This is a genomic window from Pseudomonas carassii (genome assembly GCF_036324045.1).
Lineage (GTDB): Bacteria > Pseudomonadota > Gammaproteobacteria > Pseudomonadales > Pseudomonadaceae > Aquipseudomonas > Aquipseudomonas peradeniyensis.
Map to the genome: position 1 here is coordinate 128,554 of NZ_JAZDCT010000003.1, position 17,567 is coordinate 146,120.

The 17,567-nt window shown below is 64.6% G+C and carries 21 protein-coding genes; 8 read left to right on the forward strand and 13 right to left on the reverse strand.

Annotated features, from left to right (window positions below; genetic code table 11):
• Positions 1-3: 3 nt before the first annotated feature.
• The 5 genes from V0R62_RS03235 to V0R62_RS03255 all read left to right on the forward strand — a co-directional run bounded on the left by V0R62_RS03235 (position 4) and on the right by V0R62_RS03255 (position 4,330).
• A complete protein-coding gene (locus V0R62_RS03235) occupies positions 4-1,251 on the forward strand; it encodes an NAD(P)/FAD-dependent oxidoreductase (RefSeq protein WP_330102719.1) in 1,248 nt (415 codons plus the stop codon).
• Entirely contained in the window at positions 1,248-2,057 is an 810-nt protein-coding gene (locus V0R62_RS03240) for a DUF1365 domain-containing protein (RefSeq protein ID WP_330102720.1), read from the forward strand. The genes V0R62_RS03235 and V0R62_RS03240 overlap by 4 nt, the downstream gene beginning before the upstream one ends.
• Entirely contained in the window at positions 2,032-3,291 is a 1,260-nt protein-coding gene (locus tag V0R62_RS03245) for a cyclopropane-fatty-acyl-phospholipid synthase family protein (protein ID WP_330102721.1), read from the forward strand. The genes V0R62_RS03240 and V0R62_RS03245 overlap by 26 nt, the downstream gene beginning before the upstream one ends.
• A 3-nt stretch (positions 3,292-3,294) precedes the next feature.
• Positions 3,295-3,783 (forward strand): DUF2878 domain-containing protein, encoded by a 489-nt coding sequence (locus V0R62_RS03250; protein ID WP_330102722.1) that lies wholly within the window; start codon positions 3,295-3,297, stop codon positions 3,781-3,783.
• Positions 3,784-3,904: 121 nt separating this feature from the next.
• A complete protein-coding gene (locus V0R62_RS03255; RefSeq protein WP_330102723.1) occupies positions 3,905-4,330 on the forward strand; it encodes a GNAT family N-acetyltransferase in 426 nt (141 codons plus the stop codon).
• Positions 4,331-4,432: 102 nt separating this feature from the next.
• On the opposite strand, the gene V0R62_RS03260 is transcribed toward V0R62_RS03255, so the two are convergent.
• Positions 4,433-5,011 carry a GNAT family N-acetyltransferase gene (locus tag V0R62_RS03260; protein WP_408005623.1) on the reverse strand — a complete coding sequence of 193 codons (579 nt, stop codon included), beginning with the start codon at positions 5,009-5,011 and terminating at the stop codon, positions 4,433-4,435.
• A gap of 198 nt (positions 5,012-5,209) precedes the next feature.
• Here V0R62_RS03260 and V0R62_RS03265 point away from each other — a divergent pair, with 198 nt between their 5' ends.
• A complete protein-coding gene (locus tag V0R62_RS03265; RefSeq protein ID WP_330102841.1) occupies positions 5,210-5,617 on the forward strand; it encodes an ACT domain-containing protein in 408 nt (135 codons plus the stop codon).
• 52 nt (positions 5,618-5,669) lie between these two features.
• Here the strand turns inward: V0R62_RS03265 and V0R62_RS03270 are convergent, their stop codons facing one another.
• From V0R62_RS03270 to V0R62_RS03305, 8 genes are all read right to left on the reverse strand, one after another.
• Positions 5,670-6,242, reverse strand: coding sequence for a hypothetical protein (locus V0R62_RS03270; protein ID WP_330102724.1), 573 nt, complete (start codon positions 6,240-6,242; stop codon positions 5,670-5,672).
• Positions 6,239-6,763: a hypothetical protein gene (locus V0R62_RS03275; RefSeq protein ID WP_330102725.1), complete on the reverse strand. Its 525-nt coding sequence runs from the start codon at positions 6,761-6,763 to the stop codon at positions 6,239-6,241. The genes V0R62_RS03270 and V0R62_RS03275 overlap by 4 nt, the downstream gene beginning before the upstream one ends.
• Positions 6,760-7,440, reverse strand: coding sequence for a hypothetical protein (locus V0R62_RS03280; protein ID WP_330102726.1), 681 nt, complete (start codon positions 7,438-7,440; stop codon positions 6,760-6,762). Before V0R62_RS03280 ends, V0R62_RS03275 begins: the two co-directional genes overlap by 4 nt.
• 158 nt (positions 7,441-7,598) lie before the next feature.
• Positions 7,599-9,068, reverse strand: a complete 1,470-nt coding sequence (locus tag V0R62_RS03285) for a DNA-3-methyladenine glycosylase 2 family protein (protein WP_330102727.1) — start codon at positions 9,066-9,068, stop codon at positions 7,599-7,601.
• Between the two features lie 186 nt (positions 9,069-9,254).
• The gene (locus tag V0R62_RS03290) at positions 9,255-10,304 is read right to left on the reverse strand and encodes a chitinase (RefSeq protein ID WP_050706034.1); all 1,050 of its coding nucleotides are present in this window, start codon (positions 10,302-10,304) and stop codon (positions 9,255-9,257) included.
• A 37-nt stretch (positions 10,305-10,341) separates the two neighbouring features.
• Positions 10,342-10,977: a lytic polysaccharide monooxygenase auxiliary activity family 9 protein gene (locus V0R62_RS03295; protein ID WP_028689290.1), complete on the reverse strand. Its 636-nt coding sequence runs from the start codon at positions 10,975-10,977 to the stop codon at positions 10,342-10,344.
• A 356-nt stretch (positions 10,978-11,333) separates the two neighbouring features.
• Positions 11,334-13,025, reverse strand: a complete 1,692-nt coding sequence (locus tag V0R62_RS03300) for a phospholipase D-like domain-containing protein (protein WP_330102728.1) — start codon at positions 13,023-13,025, stop codon at positions 11,334-11,336.
• Between the two features lie 22 nt (positions 13,026-13,047).
• Entirely contained in the window at positions 13,048-13,815 is a 768-nt protein-coding gene (locus V0R62_RS03305; RefSeq protein ID WP_330102729.1) for a ribonuclease T2 family protein, read from the reverse strand.
• Positions 13,816-13,969: 154 nt separating this feature from the next.
• Between V0R62_RS03305 and V0R62_RS03310 the strand changes: the two genes are divergently transcribed.
• Both V0R62_RS03310 and V0R62_RS03315 read left to right on the forward strand, forming a co-directional pair.
• Positions 13,970-14,152 (forward strand): DUF2986 domain-containing protein, encoded by a 183-nt coding sequence (locus V0R62_RS03310; protein WP_330102730.1) that lies wholly within the window; start codon positions 13,970-13,972, stop codon positions 14,150-14,152.
• 41 nt (positions 14,153-14,193) lie between these two features.
• Positions 14,194-14,658, forward strand: a complete 465-nt coding sequence (locus V0R62_RS03315) for a VOC family protein (protein WP_330102731.1) — start codon at positions 14,194-14,196, stop codon at positions 14,656-14,658.
• Between the two features lies 1 nt (position 14,659).
• On the opposite strand, the gene V0R62_RS03320 is transcribed toward V0R62_RS03315, so the two are convergent.
• The 4 genes from V0R62_RS03320 to V0R62_RS03335 all read right to left on the reverse strand — a co-directional run bounded on the left by V0R62_RS03320 (position 14,660) and on the right by V0R62_RS03335 (position 17,563).
• Entirely contained in the window at positions 14,660-15,481 is an 822-nt protein-coding gene (locus V0R62_RS03320; protein ID WP_330102732.1) for a MipA/OmpV family protein, read from the reverse strand.
• A gap of 157 nt (positions 15,482-15,638) precedes the next feature.
• On the reverse strand, positions 15,639-15,935 hold the full coding sequence (locus tag V0R62_RS03325; RefSeq protein WP_050706039.1) for a DUF3144 domain-containing protein: 297 nt from the start codon (positions 15,933-15,935) through the stop codon (positions 15,639-15,641).
• A 28-nt stretch (positions 15,936-15,963) separates the two neighbouring features.
• Complete coding sequence (locus tag V0R62_RS03330) at positions 15,964-16,599, reverse strand: LysE family translocator (protein ID WP_330102733.1); 636 nt, start codon at positions 16,597-16,599, stop codon at positions 15,964-15,966.
• A 181-nt stretch (positions 16,600-16,780) separates the two neighbouring features.
• Entirely contained in the window at positions 16,781-17,563 is a 783-nt protein-coding gene (locus tag V0R62_RS03335) for an enoyl-CoA hydratase/isomerase family protein (RefSeq protein ID WP_330102734.1), read from the reverse strand.
• Positions 17,564-17,567 lie beyond the last annotated feature (4 nt).

Here is a 17,567-nt window from a genome sequence, read left to right on the forward strand (position 1 = left end):
CCCATGCGCATCGCGATCATTGGCAGCGGCATCGCCGGCCTGACCTGCGCCCACCTGCTGTCGCGCCGCCACGAGGTCACGCTGTTCGAGGCCGACGACTGGATCGGCGGCCACACCCATACCGTCGAAGTGCCCTGGCGTGGCGAGCGCCACGCGGTGGATACCGGCTTTATCGTGTTCAACGACTGGACCTACCCGAATTTCATCCGCCTGCTCGACCAGCTCGGGGTCGCCTCGCGTCCGACCCAGATGAGCTTCTCGGTGCATGACCCGGACAGTGGCCTCGAATACAACGGCCACAACCTCGACACCCTGTTCGCGCAACGGCGCAACCTGCTGTCGCCGGGATTCTGGGGCATGCTGCGCGACATCCTGCGTTTCAACCGCCAGGCCCTGGCCGACTTGGACGGCGGGCGCATCGATCCGTCCACCACCCTGGGCGGCTACCTCCAGGCACAGGGCTACGGCCGGCGCTTCGTCGAGCACTACATCGTGCCGATGGGCTCGGCGATCTGGTCGATGTCACGGGCGGACATGCTCGGTTTTCCCCTGCAGTTCTTCGTGCGCTTCTGTCGCAACCATGGGCTGCTGTCGGTGAACCGGCGTCCGCAGTGGCGGGTCGTCGAGGGTGGTTCGCGCAGCTATGTCGCACCGCTGTGCCGGCCGTTCGCCGAGCGCATCCGCCTGGCGTGCAAGGTCGACCGGGTGAGCCGCGACGAAGGCGGCGTCACCCTGCACGGCAAGGCCGGTAGCGAGCGCTTCGACAACGTGGTGTTCGCCTGCCACAGCGACCAGGCCCTGGCCTTGCTGGAAGCGCCCAGCACCCTTGAGCGCGCGGTGCTCGGGGCCATCACCTACGCCAGCAACGACGTGCTGCTGCACACCGACACCCGCCTGCTGCCGCGCCGGCGCAAGGCCTGGGCCAGCTGGAACTACCGCCTGGGCGGTCCCGAACAGGCCCCGGCCGCGCTGACCTACAACATGAATATCCTGCAAGGCATCCAGGCCCCGGTGACCTTCTGTGTCAGCCTCAACCAGACCGCGCAGGTGGACCCGGCTCGGATCATCGCCCGCTACCACTACGCCCACCCCCAATACAGCCTCGCCGCCACCGCCGCGCAGGCCCGCCAGGCCGATCTGCAGGGCCAGCGCCACAGCTACTACTGCGGCGCCTACTGGGGCAACGGCTTTCACGAGGACGGCGTGGTCAGTGCGCTCAAGGTCGCCGAGCACTTCGGAGAGCAATTGTGAACAGCAGCCTGTGCCCGGGCTGGGTCAGCCATCGGCGCCTGGGGCCTTGGCCGCATGCCTTCCGCTACCGGATCGGCATGTTCTACCTGGACCTCGACGAGCAGGCCCGGCTGCTGGGCCTTTCGCGCTGGGTGGGACGCTGGCGGCTGGCGCCCCTGAGCTGGCGCGAGACCGACTACCTGCCGGCGTTGACCGGCAAGGGCGAGCCGCTGGCCCAGGCCGCCCGCCGGCTGGTCGCCCAGGCCACCGGCCAGGTTCCCGAAGGCCCGGTGCGCCTGCTGACCCAGCTGCGCAGCTGGGGGCTGTCGTTCAACCCGGTGAGCCTGTACTTCTGCCATGACCGCGACGAACAGCTGACGGCGATTCTGCTGGAAGTGCGCAACACGCCGTGGCGCGAGCGTTTTCACTATGTGCTCCCGGTGCGGGACGGTCTTGACCAGCCATTCATCATGGCCAAGGCCTTCCACGTGTCGCCGTTCCTGCCAATGGCCATGGACTACCACCTGCGTTTCCATCTGGATGCGCAGCGGATTCACGTGCACATGGAGAACTGGCGAGACGGCCAGAAGGTCTTCGAAGCCGACCTCGCCGTGCGTCGCCAGCCGCTGGACCGCGCCGCGTTGCATCGCTACCTGCTGTCCTTCCCCTGGATGAGCCTGCGCACCGTTTCAGCCATCTACTGGCAAGCCCTGCGCCTGTTGCTCAAGCGTGTCCCCGTTCACGACCACACCGCCAGCCAGGGCACCCTGGCGCTCGGCCATCACCGCGAGGAGCCCGACCATGTCGAACCCCACCCTGAGCGTTAGCAAATCCGCAGGCCTCACACCGCTGCTGGGTGGGCTGGCCCGCAGCGCGGTGCTGGCGCAACTGGGCAAGCTGCGCCACGGCCACTTGCGGCTGCGCGAAGGGGGGCAGCAATGGAGCTTCGGCGACGCCGCCAGCCCGCTGCAGGCCGAAGTGGAAATTCTTGAGGATGCCGCCTGGAACCTGGTGGCCGGCAATGGCTCGATCGGTGCCGGCGAAGCCTACATCCACGGCTACTGGCACAGCCCGGACCTGGCGACCGTGACTCGACTGTTCGTGGCCAACCTGGAGGTACTGGACGCCCTGGAAGGTGGCCTGGCGCGCCTGGGGCGTCCCCTGCTACGACTGCTGCATCGCCTGAACCGCAACAACCGACGCGGCGCCAAACGCAATATCCTGGCCCACTACGACCTGGGCAACGTCCTGTTCGAACACCTGCTCGATCCGACCATGATGTACTCGGCGGCCCAGTTCGAGCACCCCGAGCAACCCCTGGAGCAGGCCCAGTTGAACAAGCTGGAGCAGATCTGCAGCAAGCTCGAACTGAGTGCGCGGGATCACCTGCTGGAGATCGGCAGCGGCTGGGGCAGCCTGGCGATCCACGCCGCGACCCGACATGGCTGCCGGGTCACCACCACGACACTCTCCGAAGCCCAGTACGCCTTCACCCTGCAGCGCGTCCAGGCATTGGGACTGGAACAACGCGTGACGGTGTTGCGCCAGGACTATCGCGACCTGGCAGGCAGCTTCGACAAACTGGTCTCGATCGAGATGATCGAAGCCGTCGGCCACCGTTACCTACCCGTGTACTTTCGTCAGTGCGCCGCGCTGCTCAAGCCCGACGGGTTGATGCTCCTGCAGGCCATCACCATTCGCGACCAGCGCTACGCCCAGGCCCGGCGCTCGGTGGACTTCATCCAGCGCTACATCTTCCCCGGCGGCGCCCTGCCGTCGCTGAGCGTGCTGCTCGACACCGCCAGCCGCCAGACAGGGCTGAACCTCGTGCACCTGGAGGACTTCGGCCTGGACTACGCCCGCACCCTGCGCCACTGGCACGACAACCTGCGCCAGGCACGCGGTGTGCTGGCGGCGCTCGGCTACGACGAAATGTTCCAGCGCCTGTGGGAGTATTACCTGTGCTATTGCCAGGGCGGATTCGAGGAGCGAGCCATCGGCGTCGCCCAGTTGCTGTGGGCCGCCCCCCTGGCACGGCGCGCTCCGTTGCCCGGGCACTGACCCATGCGCCATGGCTGGCTGATCGCCAATGCCCTGTGGCTGCAGGCAGGCTGGTGGCTGTGTGTGCTCGGGGCACGATGGCCCGGGTTGTTGTTTGTGGTGCCGCCGATCATGGCGCTGCATGTGTACCTGTGCCAGGATCGCCCTGGCGAAGCACGGGCGCTACTGCGCGTGACGCTGGCCGGCTGCCTGCTGGATAGCCTGCTCGGCGCGCTTGGCGTGTTCGCTTTCGACAGCCGTCCGCTGCCCGTGTGGCTTGCAATGCTGTGGCTGGTGTTGGCCAGCGGCCTGCGCTACAGCCTGGCCTGGGTCGGCCGACCGTTCTGGCGCGGGGCGCTGCTCGGCGCTTTGGGCGGACCGCTGGCCTATCTGGCCGGTGCCCGGTTGGCGCAGGTCGACCTGCCGTTGGGCGTGATCACCACCGCCACGCTGCTGGCGCCGATCTGGGCACTGCTGCTGCCCTCGCTGGTACGCCTGGCGGCGTGGCGCTGACCGGCCACAGGACCATGAACCATTTACCCATTCATTGCGGTAGAGTGTCGGTCGGTAGTCAATCCACAACAGGATGGATACCAAGGCCTATCCCCCAGCGTGACAACCTAAAGGACTAGCAATGGCGATTCGAATAGACATGATGGTCGGGCCAGGGGAAGAAGAACGCGCAGCCATCCTCAAGCCTTTGCGGGCTCATAACACTTCCCGAGCAGGCGATCCCAAGCCAGAGAGCATCGCTCTGCTGGTGCGTGACGAGGTGACCGACGAGATCATTGGCGGGCTTCATGGGGAGGTTTTCTATCGCTGGTTCTTCATCGAGTTGCTCGCCATACCTGAGCAGACCAGAGGTCAAGGCACAGGCTCACGCCTGATCCGCATGGCGGAGGATGTCGCGCGTGAAAGGGGCTGTGTCGGCCTCTGGCTCGACACGTTCGATTTCCAGGCCCCCGAGTTCTACAAGCGACATGGGTTCACCGAGTTCGGGCATCTCGATGATTTCCCTCCCGGCCACAAGCGTTTTTTTCTTCGCAAACAATTCGACTGACGGATCATCCGGGGAGCGACTCACCCTTAGGCGACGCAAGACCTGTTTGCCGCAGGGCTATTTTCCCTGCAGATCCTGATTGTCGAGGCTTGGAACAGGCTACTACCCTTTGCCGTGCTTAGTACTTCGAAGATCGTGCCACATATGCACCTTCGAGACGAACCGATCCCCTACCGCCACGGCCAGTGGCTCCAGCCCGAAAGGGCTGAACCCCATCCGCTCGTAGAGTTTTTGTGCGCCTGTATTGCCCTCTGTCACAGTGAGCTGGACCAGCAAAAGCTGCGGCTGAGCGCTCGCAAAGGCCAGGACAGTGCGCAAAAGGTCATGTCCGAGGCCTCTTTCACGATGAGCGAGTGGGACGTACATCCCGAAGAGCGTGGATTTGTGGCTGGCCTTCATCCTCTTCTCCATGGAAAGGCCGGCGACACCAAGTAAATGCTCACCTTCAAAAGCGCCGAACACTGCGTCGGCAGCATCAGGTCCGGTACTCAATCTTTTCTCCCACCAACTGATTGGCAGGGCTTCACGCTCATCGGCATCAGAGGTAAAGGCATCGGGATGAAGACGGTAGGCCTTGAGCATCAGTTCCCGGTAGACAGCTGCATGATTCGGCGTCAGTCGTTTGATTAACATTGTCAATGGAAGCTCCTTTCCTGACACCACGTATACATTGGGATGCATGAGTTCCATCCCATTTGGTCAAGACAACGATTGTATCAACCTGGAGCTGCGTTGGCTGGGTGACGCCAGGTGCGCCTACGCCTGGGTCGGTGAGCACCCGGCTCATCGATTGTCCTAATGCCCGGCGTGCAATGCTAATTTCAATCGTCCCCGGTGAACGCTCTAGACTGCCGGCTCACCACCCCAGGAGCCCACATGATGCATGGCGAAACCTCGATTGAAAAACTCCTCCAGTCCATGAAACCCGTACTCAACGACGGTGAGTATGTCTTTGCCACGGTCACCGACGCCTCACAACTGCAAGACCTGAACATTGTCGGCAGCTTCAGGGAGCACGAAGGCTGGACGGTCATCCTCGAGCGAACGGTCGCGGACGCGATGCAACTGCCCTACACCTACGTGTGCGCCTGGATCACCCTGACCGTCCACTCATCCCTCGAAGCCGTGGGCCTGACCGCGGCGTTCGCCACCGCGCTGGGCAAGGCCGGCATCAGCTGCAACGTGGTGGCGGCCTATCACCATGACCACATCTTTGTCGGTGTGGATGACGCCCAGAGCGCCATGGCCGTATTGAGGGCACTTTCAAGCAGCGCCAACCAAGCCTGAGCGATTGGCGCTGTCAGAACCAACGCGGTGCCCCGTTCCAACCAGGGCAGGTTCACTCTGCGCCGGACAGCCCCAACCCAGCGCTCACCGCCGACTGACCCTCGTCACCGACATGGGGAATCAGCGCGCTGGCCTCCAGGTCCGACATCAGCTCGGTGAGCATCTGCCGCTGGTTCTCGGTGATCGGCGGCGGCACGTACCAGGCGGCCACGCTCAGGCCCTCGCGCTTGTAGCTGAAGGTGCGCAGCAGTTGACCGTGCTTGTAGACCTGGCCGGTGAGGTTGTGCACATAGCTGTAGGGCATCGGGAAGGTCAGCAAGGTCAACGCGTTGAGTGCCACCAGCACCCCTCCCCCTTTGCCCGGCGGCTGAGTGATGACCAGGCCATAGCCTTTGCGGGGGAATCCATGGTCGACGAAGGAAAACGCAGCGGACGACCTGACCGCCGCGGTCAGCTCGTTGCGCTCCTGGATGTCGAAGCGCGTGTAACCGTCCGGCATCACCACCAGGCTCATCGGCACATAGGGTTTTTCCGCGTGGTAGCCCAGCGGCTTCATCGATGGGTTGCAGCCGCCCAGCGCCAGCAGCCCCGCAGCGGTCAGCCCCAACGTGTACAGGCGATTCATCGCTGCGCCTGCGGCGCATTGCCCGCCAGGCTCGCGGCCTGCATGTCACGGGCGAAGGCGCGGGCGACGCGGCGGATGTTTTCCTGGCGCTCGGGAATACCGAGATCGAGCAGCCAGGCGTACTTGGCCATGTAGTTTTCATAGTGGTAGCGGTTCAGCACCTTGCCGTCGCGCATCACGGTGAAGTCGGCCTTGGTGTCCATGTCATTCTGCAACGGCAGCAGGAACAAGGTGGCGGCACTGAGGAACAGCAACGGCATGGGCGCGACCTTGCGCTGAGCATCCAGCTTGACCATCACCTGGGTTTGCCCTTCGGCGGCGCTGCCGCTTTCGACACTGCTGAACACACCGCTTTCACGCAGGTAGTTGCGCAATTCGTAACTGTGCTCGAGCGAATCGACCATCACCGTGATCGGCGGCAGGTAATCCTGGCCGTCCCTGATCTGCGGGTCGGGGAGGGTCTGGGTGCCGGCGCAGCCGCCCAGCAGCAGGCCAGCGGTGAGAAGCAGGGACTTTTTCATTGTTTGGACTCCTGATTGCCTGGCTTGTCATCCGCCGGGCCGGCCACGGGCAGCGCCACGACGAAGGGAAACGCCGGCGCCATGTTCAGACTCAACGCCTGCAAGGTTGGCAAACCGGGATTCTGCCGCCGTGCAATCACTTCATCCCTTGGCTGCTGGTCGCCATGGAAGAACATGCAGGCCGAAGTTCCGAGGCAGCGCGAGCGGAACTCGCCGATGTAATACGCCTTGCCCGCCTCCAGGTGCATGGGCACCAGGAATTGCTCCCGCGCCTGGAGGGTGCTGTAGGCGCCGTTGAAACCCGTCCAGAAGAACTGGAAATCGTAGAATTCGTAGTCGCCGGGCTTGAGCGGCATGACGAAGACGCTGGCCTCGCCGGGGAGCGCGTTCTTGTCGTTGCCGCGTACCTCTTCGATGTCCTTCGGGGTATGTTCCACCTCGGCGTGGCCCCACCAGGCCGCCGCGCCGTATTGCGAGCCGCGCTTGCGCAACAGGATCCGCTGGTTGGTGTAGGCACTGTCGCGACCTAGCGGACCGATACTGCCGACCAGGTACGCGACCGGATCGCCTGCGGCCGGTAGCAGGGGCGCAGTGACGAGGACCGGAGACTTGGCGGCGCAGCCCGTCAACAGGGCAAGGGGTAACAGACGTGCGAATGCACGGAGAAATCCAGGCATGAAAAGTCCTTGGAGGGGATCACGTTCCATCGGTTGCCGACGGTAGGTCGAGGGGTGACTGCTGCCGGCTGTGGGGGCGCGATGATATAGCGCAGCGGGTCATCAGGCGAGTGGCAGTTATAGCTATTTGCCACCCCGCGATCCAAGGATGCTGCCTGTCAGTTTGCACGCGCCTCGCCCGCCAGCCCTTGCCAGGCGCGCAGCACCGCATAACCCCGCCAGGGCCGCCAGCCCTGCGCGGCCTGCGTAGCGGCGCTGGCACTGCTCACGCCCAGGGCCTTCTGCAATGCCACGTCACCCGCCGGAAACGCATCGGGCCAGCGCAGCGCGCGCAAGGCGATGTACTGGGCCGTCCAGTCGCCGATACCGGGCAAGGCACGCAACTGGGCGCAGGTGGCCGCGACATCGACGCCGGGGCTCAGCACCAGGCGCCCCTCCCCCACGGCCTCGGCCAGGGCCTTGAGCGCGGCTTGACGCTGGCGCGTGATGCCCAGTCGGCCAAGGGCGTCACCACTGGCCGCCGCCAGACTGGCCGGTGTGGGGAACAGACGGTCCAACGCTGCGACGGGGGTCTGAATGGGTTCGCCAAAAGCGGCGACCAAGCGCGCACCCAGCGTGCGTGCGGCGACCACGGTGATCTGCTGGCCGAGCACAGCGCGCACCGCTAGCTCGAAGCCGTCCAGCGCACCTGGAACACGCATGCCTTCGCTTTGCGGGAAGGTGACCTGCAACACGCTGTGGATCGCCACTGGGTCGGCATCCAGGTCGAACGCGGCTCGCACGCGGTTGATCAGCGTGGGCAGCACGCTGGCCAGGCTGTCACTGATCGTCACCAGTGCCTGGGCGCGCTCGTCATCAAGGCTCACACTCAGCCAGCCGCTGCACGCCTGCGAGCCCTGCACAAGACGCAGGGTGCGCGTGTAGCTCCGGCCCTCCACCCACTCCAGGCCCGGGATGGCGCGCAGGCGCAGGAAACCCAGCATCGCCCCCACGTCATAGGGCGGGCGCCAACCCAGGCGAATGCTCACCCCTTGCCCATTCGCGGTCGACCGCGCGCGACGCAGCATACTGGGGTTCAGGCCATAATGCTGCGAGAACGCATCGTTGAACCGCCGCACACTGCCAAAGCCACTGGACAGCGCCACCTGGGTCATCGGCAGCTGCGTGTCGGCGATCAGTTGCTTGGCCGCCAGCAGGCGCCGGGTCTGCAGATACTGCAGCGGCGAGACACCGAAGTGCGCCTCGAAGATGCGTCGCAGGTGGCGATCGCTCACCCCCAGGCGCTGCGCGATGTCGACCATCGTGCGCACGAGCTGCGGCTCGTCCATCAAGCGTGCCGCCTGCACGGCCAGGATGCGCGAGGCATCCTCGGTGCTCCACGCCGCTGCGCGCGGCGCCAGCTCGGGACGGCAGCGCAGGCACGGCCTGAAGCCCGCCGCCTCGGCCTGGGCGGCATGACGGTAGAAACGCAAGTTGTCGCGCCGTGGCGTCTTCACCCGACATACCGGCCGGCAATAGATGCCGGTGCTGGTGACCGCGGCGAAGAAGGCGCCATCGAAGCGCGCGTCGTGCGCCTTCAGGGCCAGGTAGCAGGCATCGCTTTCGGGAGACTCGATGAGGTTTGTCATGAACGACATCCTATGCCCTGGATTCGTTTGAGGCTCGCCATTTTCGGACATATGGCTCACAGGGTTTCCCCTATCCTGCAGACAACAAAAAATCCGATGCCTTGCGGCATCGGATTCTCATCGATCGATCATCTCGGCAGGCCTCGACTGCCGACCCTCAGGCACGTCTGCCCGATGCGGGTTCGATCAGGCGCCGGTCGGTGCCTTGCGGGTGCGTGCGGGCGCCTTGGTACCGTTGATCAGCGGCCCGTAGCGTCGGCTGAACTCCTGGTTGTAGGGCACGTGGTCCTTGTTGACCCCGTTGTCCCAGTTGACCGACCAGGTCATCAGGCCCTTGATCGACACGCCCTTGGCATACAGGCGCTTGAACGCGTTGGTCACCGCCGTCGGGTTGACCACGTAGCCGGTGGCGGCGGCGTCGACGTTGGCCGGCAGGCCGATGACGAACTTGTCGGCCGGGATCCGGGTGAAGCCGCGGGTGCCGCTGACCAGGCTTTCGGTCAGGTAGAAGAGGAAGTCCTCTTTGAGCGCATCGTTGTTCTGGGCAATCCAGGCGCCCCTGCCGTTGTTGGCCTCCTGCACCCACAGCCCGTCGCCACCCTGGTTGTAGAACTGCGGGGCGATGAAATCGTAGTACCCCTCCAGTGCCTTGAGGTAGTCGACGTAGCGCCCGGCGCTGGTCAGGTAGGGGAACTCCGGTGCCATGCTGATGATGAAATGCTTGCCCTCGGCGGCATAGTGATCCTTCACCAGCTTCAGCGCGGCGGGCAGGACGGTCTTGTTGGCGGCGAAGTCGATCGCGCTCTGTTCAAGATCGATGTCCAGCCCGTCGAAACCGTAGGTTTCCACCAGGCGGATGATTTCATTGGCCAGCGGCTGCTCGTGGCCCGGGTTCAGCGCGATATGCGCATCGGCACCGCCCAGGGACATCAGCACCGCCCTGCCCTGGCTGTTGAGCACGCCGACCTGGCGGCGGAACTCGGCATCGGACAGGTTGTACGGCTTGAAGGTCGGGATGCCGCTGCCCTTCATGAACGCCACGGCCACCACGTTGTAGTCGCGCGGCACCTCCTCCAGGCTCATGTTGGCGAACTGCCCACGCTGGTAGCCGTCCGCAGGACCCGCCGGCCAGTTGTGCCAGTAGCCCATGAGGATCTTCTTGCCCTCGAGGCTGGGCATGCGCGAGGCGGCGTCGTCCCGCGCGGCCTTCAGTTGGGTAAAGTCAATCTTTGACATGTTCCAATCCTTTAGAACGTGTGGAAGATCCGCGGACTTACTTGAAGTCGACGTCGAAGGCCTGATAGAAGGCGTTGCCGGTGTTGGCGACGATCCACATCAGGACGATCACATGACGGCCTTTCTTGTTGGCCGGCAGCTTCACTTCGTGGTCGACCTTGGCCTTCAGCTCGCCGGCATGGCTGTAGTACGGCACCTGCGGGTAGAAATCCTCGGCGAACGGCTTGTCCTCCAACTGCGCACGGGTAATGCGCTGTTTCGGGTCCCAGCCGTCCTTGGTGATCAGCCAGCGATAGCCGCGGGTGGTGTGCGGCGCGGTGTAGCGCCAGGTCACCTTGAACAGTTGCCCGGGGTCGACGTTGACCAGCGGCCAGGTGAAGGCGCGGTTGAGCTTCTTGCTCATCTCCTCATCGGTGAAGTTGACGCAGTCGCGGGCGTCGGTCTTGCCACCGCTGAGGATGTAGCCGTCGGCGGGCGGGGCGACGCTCGGGTTGTCCGACTGGAACGGTGCGGGGAACGGGCCGGCCGCCAGGGCCGGGAAGTTCTTGCCGCCTTCCATTTCGTCAACCTGCCAGCCGCTCAGCACGCCGAGGTCGATGGCGACGGCGCCGCGGGAGGCCGGGGAAGTGACGCGGCCATGGCGAAGTGGGTTCTGGTTTTGTGGTTGGTTCATGTTCATAGCTCCATTTGATTTGAGAACTCTCCCTTTCCGAAGGAGAGGCCTTCAAACTAACGGAGCTGGATTTATTGTCCACGGGGCGATTTTGCGCACTGAAGCCGACCGTTGGGAGAAATCCCAATAAACACTGGATGTTTATACAGTATCGCTATGCTTCTCCTACTCATCCTGGAGCAAATCACCTACATACCCAAGCGGCGCATGCCCCTGTAGGAGCGGCCTTGCGTCGCGAAAGGGCTGCGCAGCAGCCCCGGCAATTTCGAGAGTGGCTCAGCACCTGGGGCCGCTGCGCGCCCCTTTCGCGACGCAAGGCCGCTCCTACAGGGATTGCGTATGGCCCGAGGGGACTGTCAGCCGACAAGGTAGCGGCGCCGCTTCGACCGGTAATTTTCCGGATCCAGATGCGCCGGCAGCCATTGCCCAGCCTGCGCCTTGAGGTAGTTGCCGGTGTTCCCGGGCCGGGCCTGGTACTTGGCCGCCAGATAACGCGCGTAATGGTGATCGAACAGGCGCATGAACTCGCCGAAGTAGATGTCCGCCACCCGGGTGTCGCCGTGGATCACCAGCATGTTCTCGTCGTTCTTCTCCTGGGAGGCGGCGCTGAAGTTCGCCGACCCGGTCACCACCGTGGGCTGCTCGCCCAAAGGGTCGACCAGCAGGTACTTGGTATGCACGAAGTCGTTGCTGTTGAGCGGGTTGTCACGCTCCTTGAGCGCGTTGGTCAGCGGGTTGTCCTCGCCCAGGTAGCTGCCGGCGGCGAAGATCACGTCACCGTCGGTGCCAATGTCCTCGGTCTTCCTGAGCGGATCGTCCTTGATCACGTAGCGCAGCACATCGTTCTGCGCCTGGAGCACCTTCTGCAACTCCGGGGCGATCTCGAACGCGGCGGTGAAGCACACCAGCTGCCGGGCGGCGCCGGCCAGGTCCGCGTACCACTGCAAGGTTTTCTGCGCCTGAGGCGTTTCCTTGCGCTCGCGGGGGCTGAACAGCGGGTAGGTGCCCGGCTGCAACGGCAAGGCGGGCAACGGGCTGGCCTGGGCGTTGGGCGCGCGCAGCCTGGCCGGGGTCATGTTCTGTTGCAGCCGTGTCCAGTAGTCCAGGTATTGCCGGGCGATGATGGGGTCGTGGACGACATGGCCGACATTGGAGTGACCGAAGATCCCGCCAGCCGAGATATTGGTCGAGCCGGTCCAGACGCTGACCGGCTGGCCGTCCTTGAGCAGCACGATGAACTTGTTGTGGCGAATGCCTTCGCTGACTGTGCGCGGATGCACCCAGGCCTGCAGGCCGGCCTGCTCGATGGTGGCCAGGTTGTTCGCCTTGTACTTGCTGTGGGCATCGAAGACGACCTGCACGTCGCCCTCGCGGGCGGCCTCGCGCAGGGCCTGGGCAACCGGTAGATACTGGAACTCGTAGAAGGCCGCGCGCAGGCCCATGCCCTTCACGCCGCCACGCCCGATGAAGTCGAGCAGGGCCTCGTACAGGCCCCGCGAAAGCCATTTCATCGGCTTGGAGGTCGGCGCATCGGGGTCGGGAGCGACGTTGTCGAACTCCCTGGCATAAGCCTGGGAGCCGATCACGCCGCGGTTGAAATGGATATCATGTCCCAGGCCCTCGTCGGCCGGCGCAAGCGTGGGTTCACAGCGCACGCGCACCGCGACGCCCCGGGCTTCGTCGATGCGCAGGTTCTTGGGTTCGCCGAACACCGGCAGCACCCTGTACTCGTATTCCCCACCGGCGGCGGCGGTGTAGTCGGCCCACAGGAAACTCTGGATCGGATGCTCGCTGGTCGGCACCAGCGTGCCCGGTGGCAGCCCCTTGTCCTTGTCGGCGAAGCGCTTGAGGCCGCGCAGGTAGTATTGGGTCCGCAACTTGCCGGTCGCGTCGAAGTACCGGCGGTGTACGGCAAAACCCAGCAGGTTCTGCTCGCCGACCAGTGCCTCGAGGCTCGGCGGCGTGACGAAGTCCCAGGCCAGGAACACGACATGGGTGCCGGCGATGGCGCGGATGCGCAGGTAGTCGCCAGTGGCGGATGCTCGCATGGGGGCACTCCTTGCAGGCCGGTTACTGGAACGGCGTCCTGACCTTGATCGATTGATTGTCAGGGGTCCCGCCGCTCGGGCACGGGATCGGGGCAAGCTGCTTGTCCAGACACACCCAAAGCTCCTTCAGACGGTTGCCCGAACCCACCGAGACCCGCAGGCTCTGTGCCGGCAACGCGGGGTTGCGGGCCAGGAAGGCCTGCTTGATGTCGCTGACCTTGGCGTTCACCAGTTGATTGGGGCCGGGGTCGCTGCCGAGCATGGCTTGCGTATCGGGACGGCGCAACGTGTCGTAGACCCGCTGGATATCGGCGAAGTAGCGGTCGGCGGTCGACCAGCCACAGGTGCCGTGGGCCTGCCATTCGTTCTGCATCAGGTCCGGCCCCGGCATCATGCACAGGTGCTGCCTGACCAGTGGTGCCGGCAGCGAGCCGACGCTCTGGCAGTTGCGAGGATGATCCTGGTTGGACTTGGCATAGCGGTTCTGCGGCCACAGGCCATGCACCACCCATTCGAACCGGTTGCCGGAGAAGCACTGGAAGGCATGCTTGTCCCGTTGCGCCTTGGGCTTGTTGCGCTGGCTCTCGCAGTGTTCCGGCGACCAGGACAGCACCAGCGCCAGGTAATCGGTGGGCAGGTCCTTGTTGACGTAATCCACCGGGCGCACCGGTGCGGGCTCGACGACGTCGGGCAACGCGCAGATTTCCTCGGCGAGAATCGGCGAGGCGGCGGCCAGCCAGCCCCAGAGCAGTGTTCTAGCCCAGGCGCAATGCCGTGGTGTTCCTTGCATGATGACCTCCTTGTCGGGTTCGACAGGCTCCGTGCCTGTCGCTCGTTCAAACCCGTCAGGTGATGGTGTAGCGCGAATATGACGATTCGTCAGTGGGACTTTGCTGTATCGTTCGTCCCTGCCGTACCACCAGGCGCCAATGAAGCGATAAAACATGAATCGTCGTAAAAAGATCAACCAGCTGTTGAAAGCCCACGCCAAGAAGGCCAGCGCCAAGCTGGCGCCGAAAAACCGCAACACCTACATCTCCAAGGCCGACCGGCTGAAGCTGGCGGCCGAAGCCAGCCTGGGCGCCGAGCAGGCCAGCGCAGACAGCGCCTCCCCCGCACAGCCCTGAGCCTGATGATGACAACACCTGCAGAGATAGCGAGCGATGCGATGGACCTGAAATTCAGCCACGTGGACGTGCTGGTCGCCGATCTGCAGGCCGCTTGTACCTACTACGCCCAAGTGCTGGGCGCCGAGATCTCGCGCACGCTCGTCTGGGAGCGCGGCGGCCTGCACGTACACTACGCCATCGCCCGGGTCGGCCAGGAGCGCTTCATGCTGGTGCAGCCGCTGGCGGGCAACCTCAAGGACCTGCTCGACAGCCACGGCGAAGGGATGATCTATCGCCATTGCTACTCCACGCCGGACATCGAGCAGGCCTACGACCAACTGACGGCCAACGGCATCCAGCCCGAGGACGAGAACGGCAAGCCGCTGGCGCGCGAGCACCTGCAGTCGCCTGCCGGTGCCCGCATCATCTGGCTGCCGAAGCGTTTCGGGCATTTCTCGATCGAGATCATCGAGGCGCAGGCGCTCGAAACCTTCATCGAGGAGGCGTTCCTCCCGCAGGCCTGAGTCAGAACGTGTACTGCACCCCGACGGTCGAGGTGACCGGCGTATCCTGGCGGATGATCGGGCTGTGGCGAACCTGATCGGTGTAGTGCATCACATTCACGCTGGCGATGGTCGACCAGTGCGGGTCGAACCGGTGCATCCACGACAGCTCGCCCGAGTAAGCATAGATGCCCTTGTCCGCCTCGAATCGATCGAAATCGGTGTTGTCGCTTTGCTGGGCAGTGACGCCGAAGTAGGTCTGGTTGTACTTGGCCTGCCCCGCATGCGCATTGAGGCCCAGGGTGACCATGTCGGCGTCGCTCTGGTGCAGCGTATTCAGCAGGCCGAACTGGTAGCTGTTGCCGCGCTTGTAGCCACCGGTGCGCAACTCGGCGCCGGCGGTGACCGCCAGCCAGGGCAGGACCTGCTGGGCCAGGTCGATGTTGACCACCGTCGCCCCCCCTACCGCCCCCATGCCTTTCAAATGGTCCGAGCCATCGCGGTACTTGCTGTCACCGTCGGCACGGCCGAAGTCGTAGCCAAGCGAGAGGCTGGCGCTGAAGCCGTTGTCGAACTGATGCTGGACGCCCAAGCCCTTGAGGCTGTCGGCGAAGAAGATGCCGCGCTGGACGGTCACCGATGGCAACAGGTGGCCCTGGCTGCCCTTCGCGCCCATGTAGCGCGGCGCGGCATGCAGGGCGAAGCCGGCGGTAACCTGGGTCTCGTCGCCCCAGAGGCTGTCCGGCGCAGTCTTTTCCTGGGCGCTGGCCTGGCTGCAGGCAAGCGCCGCGTTGAGGGCAAGCGAAGTGCCCAGTATCTTCCTGATGGACGTTGATTCGAACATGATCATGACTCGCTGGATAAGGTTCTCGACACCACGGGAAACGCACCGGCATTGCGCGGTGCATTTCAACGGGGGCGAACTTTAGCGAGGCTCTGTCAACGTTCCTTCCAGCGATTGTCAAGGTCGTGTGAAGATGCCCGATTTTTCTGGGCGGGCCTTAGCTGTCCTTGCCCAGCACATAGCGGTCGAACTGCTGGATATGCTCATCGAGGTTGTCCTCAAGCATCATCCGGTACTGCTCGCAGAAGTACTTCAGCAGCTCCTCCCGCGCGGCGGCCATCTCCTGTGCCGACTTGAAGCTGCGCGCCGTCATCCAGGCATTGAAGCGACTGGCGGCGAAGGTCATCGAAGCGCTGACCTTGCCGAGGTCCTCGAGCTTTTCGATCTGCTGGTTGGCCAGTTCGATATGCGCGTCGGCGCGGTCGTAGAAGGCCTGGTCGGTGGCTTGTGCCATGGCGGTATACCTATTGGAGACGTTTGCTTCAGGCTGTCTTGGCCTGAACAGTGAACAGGCTGGCCCCCAGCGTCATGAACGACACGCCGAACAGGCGGTTCATCAGGCGCGCGCGGTTCGGTGCGGCCAGCTGGCGTTTCAAGGCCTGGGCCAGGGTGACATAGAAAGCATGGGAGAGCATCGAGCACAGGGCGAAGGTGACCACCAACAGACCGAGCTGGCCGTCGGCGCCGTGGCCGGTGCGCATGAACTGCGGCAGGAAGGCGGCGAAGAACAGGATCGCCTTCGGATTGGTCAGCGCCACCGTCACGCCGTTGAGCAGCAGCCGGCGATTGCTGGCGATGGCCTTGGTCGGCTGCTCCAGCTGGTCAAAGGCGCTGGTGCGACTCTTCCATTGCTTGATGCCCAGGTAGATCAGGTAGCTCGCGCCGAGCACCTTGAGCAGCAGGAAGGCCGTGGCCGAGGTTTGCAGCAGCACCCCGAGGCCGGCACTGGTGGCGGTGGACACCACCAGCAGGCCGAAGGCGTTGCCGAGCGAACCGAGCATTGCCCGCCTCGGCCCGTGGGACAACGAGTTGGACAGGGCCATGATGACCCCTGGGCCTGGCGACAGGGTCACCAGCATCGAGACGACGACAAAACCGAACCAATCGTGAAGCGACATCCTTGTACATCCCCGGACCGATAAAGTGAGGCGGCGACTGTAACAGAATGCTGCCCCACTCCGGAAATGGCGCTCGAATGGAGGCTGGATCTGGCGCGCTGTCTTGCAGGAGTGGCTCTGGCGAGGATCCGCCATCCTCCCCTCCAACGATTTTCACAGCCCTGCAAAGACGATGGGCTTTCTAGCCGAAGGACGCCGGACGGCGCTCACAGAAGGCCTCCACCCCCTCGGCGAAGTCATCGCTGGCGCAGAGACTCACGAACACGCCCCGCTCCCGGTCCAGCGCGCTGGCCAGATCGCCCTCCAGACCTGCGCGCAGAAGCCGCTTGGCCCCCGTCTGCGCAGCGGCGGCTGCGCCGGCCAGGCGCCTGGCCAGCGCCAGGCCGGTGGCCGGCAAGGCGTCGACGGGCACCACCTCGACCACCAGCCCGAGCGACTGGGCCTCCTGGGCCGACAAGGACTTGTTCAGCAACGCCAAGGCGAGGGCGCGATGCAGCCCGAGATGGCGCGGTAGGTGCCAGCTGCCGCCGCCGTCCGGGGTGATGCCGATGGCACCGTAGGCGTAGACCAGCCGGGCGTCCTCGGCGGCCACCAGCAGGTCACAGCCCAGCGCCAGGGACAGGCCGAAGCCGGCTACGGCGCCATTGAGCAGCCCCAGCACCGGGCATGGCAGGCCAGTGAGCCCGAGCACCGCCTCGTTCACCGCGCCGACCAGCTGCGCGGCACCTGCGCTGCGGGCGTCGGGCGAACCTTGCAGCAGCTGCTGGAAGTGGTGGACGTCACCGCCGACCGAGAAGTGCTCGCCACGGCTGCGCAGCACCACCACCTTCGGCGGTTCCTGCGTCAGGCCACGCACGGCATCGCGCAGGGCGATGGCCATGGGCAGGTCGAAGCTGTTGCGCCGCTGCGGCTGATCCAGGGTGAGAAACGCGATGCCTTCGCAACGCTCGACATCAACAGGCATGAGT

What these genes read in the sequence shown, in the direction of transcription:
- V0R62_RS03335 (WP_330102734.1), bottom strand. Translation starts at nt 17,563, where the DNA reads ATGCCTGTTGATGTCGAGCGTTGCGAAGGCATCGCGTTTCTCACCCTG.
- V0R62_RS03270 (WP_330102724.1), bottom strand. Translation starts at nt 6,242, where the DNA reads ATGAATCGCCTGTACACGTTGGGGCTGACCGCTGCGGGGCTGCTGGCG.
- V0R62_RS03255 (WP_330102723.1), top strand. Translation starts at nt 3,905, where the DNA reads ATGGCGATTCGAATAGACATGATGGTCGGGCCAGGGGAAGAAGAACGC.
- V0R62_RS03295 (WP_028689290.1), bottom strand. Translation starts at nt 10,977, where the DNA reads ATGAACCAACCACAAAACCAGAACCCACTTCGCCATGGCCGCGTCACT.
- V0R62_RS03330 (WP_330102733.1), bottom strand. Translation starts at nt 16,599, where the DNA reads ATGTCGCTTCACGATTGGTTCGGTTTTGTCGTCGTCTCGATGCTGGTG.
- V0R62_RS03285 (WP_330102727.1), bottom strand. Translation starts at nt 9,068, where the DNA reads ATGACAAACCTCATCGAGTCTCCCGAAAGCGATGCCTGCTACCTGGCC.
- V0R62_RS03275 (WP_330102725.1), bottom strand. Translation starts at nt 6,763, where the DNA reads ATGAAAAAGTCCCTGCTTCTCACCGCTGGCCTGCTGCTGGGCGGCTGC.
- V0R62_RS03250 (WP_330102722.1), top strand. Translation starts at nt 3,295, where the DNA reads ATGCGCCATGGCTGGCTGATCGCCAATGCCCTGTGGCTGCAGGCAGGC.
- V0R62_RS03290 (WP_050706034.1), bottom strand. Translation starts at nt 10,304, where the DNA reads ATGTCAAAGATTGACTTTACCCAACTGAAGGCCGCGCGGGACGACGCC.
- V0R62_RS03265 (WP_330102841.1), top strand. Translation starts at nt 5,210, where the DNA reads ATGCATGGCGAAACCTCGATTGAAAAACTCCTCCAGTCCATGAAACCC.
- V0R62_RS03320 (WP_330102732.1), bottom strand. Translation starts at nt 15,481, where the DNA reads ATGTTCGAATCAACGTCCATCAGGAAGATACTGGGCACTTCGCTTGCC.
- V0R62_RS03300 (WP_330102728.1), bottom strand. Translation starts at nt 13,025, where the DNA reads ATGCGAGCATCCGCCACTGGCGACTACCTGCGCATCCGCGCCATCGCC.
- V0R62_RS03245 (WP_330102721.1), top strand. Translation starts at nt 2,032, where the DNA reads ATGTCGAACCCCACCCTGAGCGTTAGCAAATCCGCAGGCCTCACACCG.
- V0R62_RS03305 (WP_330102729.1), bottom strand. Translation starts at nt 13,815, where the DNA reads ATGCAAGGAACACCACGGCATTGCGCCTGGGCTAGAACACTGCTCTGG.
- V0R62_RS03325 (WP_050706039.1), bottom strand. Translation starts at nt 15,935, where the DNA reads ATGGCACAAGCCACCGACCAGGCCTTCTACGACCGCGCCGACGCGCAT.
- V0R62_RS03315 (WP_330102731.1), top strand. Translation starts at nt 14,194, where the DNA reads ATGGACCTGAAATTCAGCCACGTGGACGTGCTGGTCGCCGATCTGCAG.
- V0R62_RS03310 (WP_330102730.1), top strand. Translation starts at nt 13,970, where the DNA reads ATGAATCGTCGTAAAAAGATCAACCAGCTGTTGAAAGCCCACGCCAAG.
- V0R62_RS03235 (WP_330102719.1), top strand. Translation starts at nt 4, where the DNA reads ATGCGCATCGCGATCATTGGCAGCGGCATCGCCGGCCTGACCTGCGCC.
- V0R62_RS03260 (WP_408005623.1), bottom strand. Translation starts at nt 5,011, where the DNA reads ATGCATCCCAATGTATACGTGGTGTCAGGAAAGGAGCTTCCATTGACA.
- V0R62_RS03280 (WP_330102726.1), bottom strand. Translation starts at nt 7,440, where the DNA reads ATGCCTGGATTTCTCCGTGCATTCGCACGTCTGTTACCCCTTGCCCTG.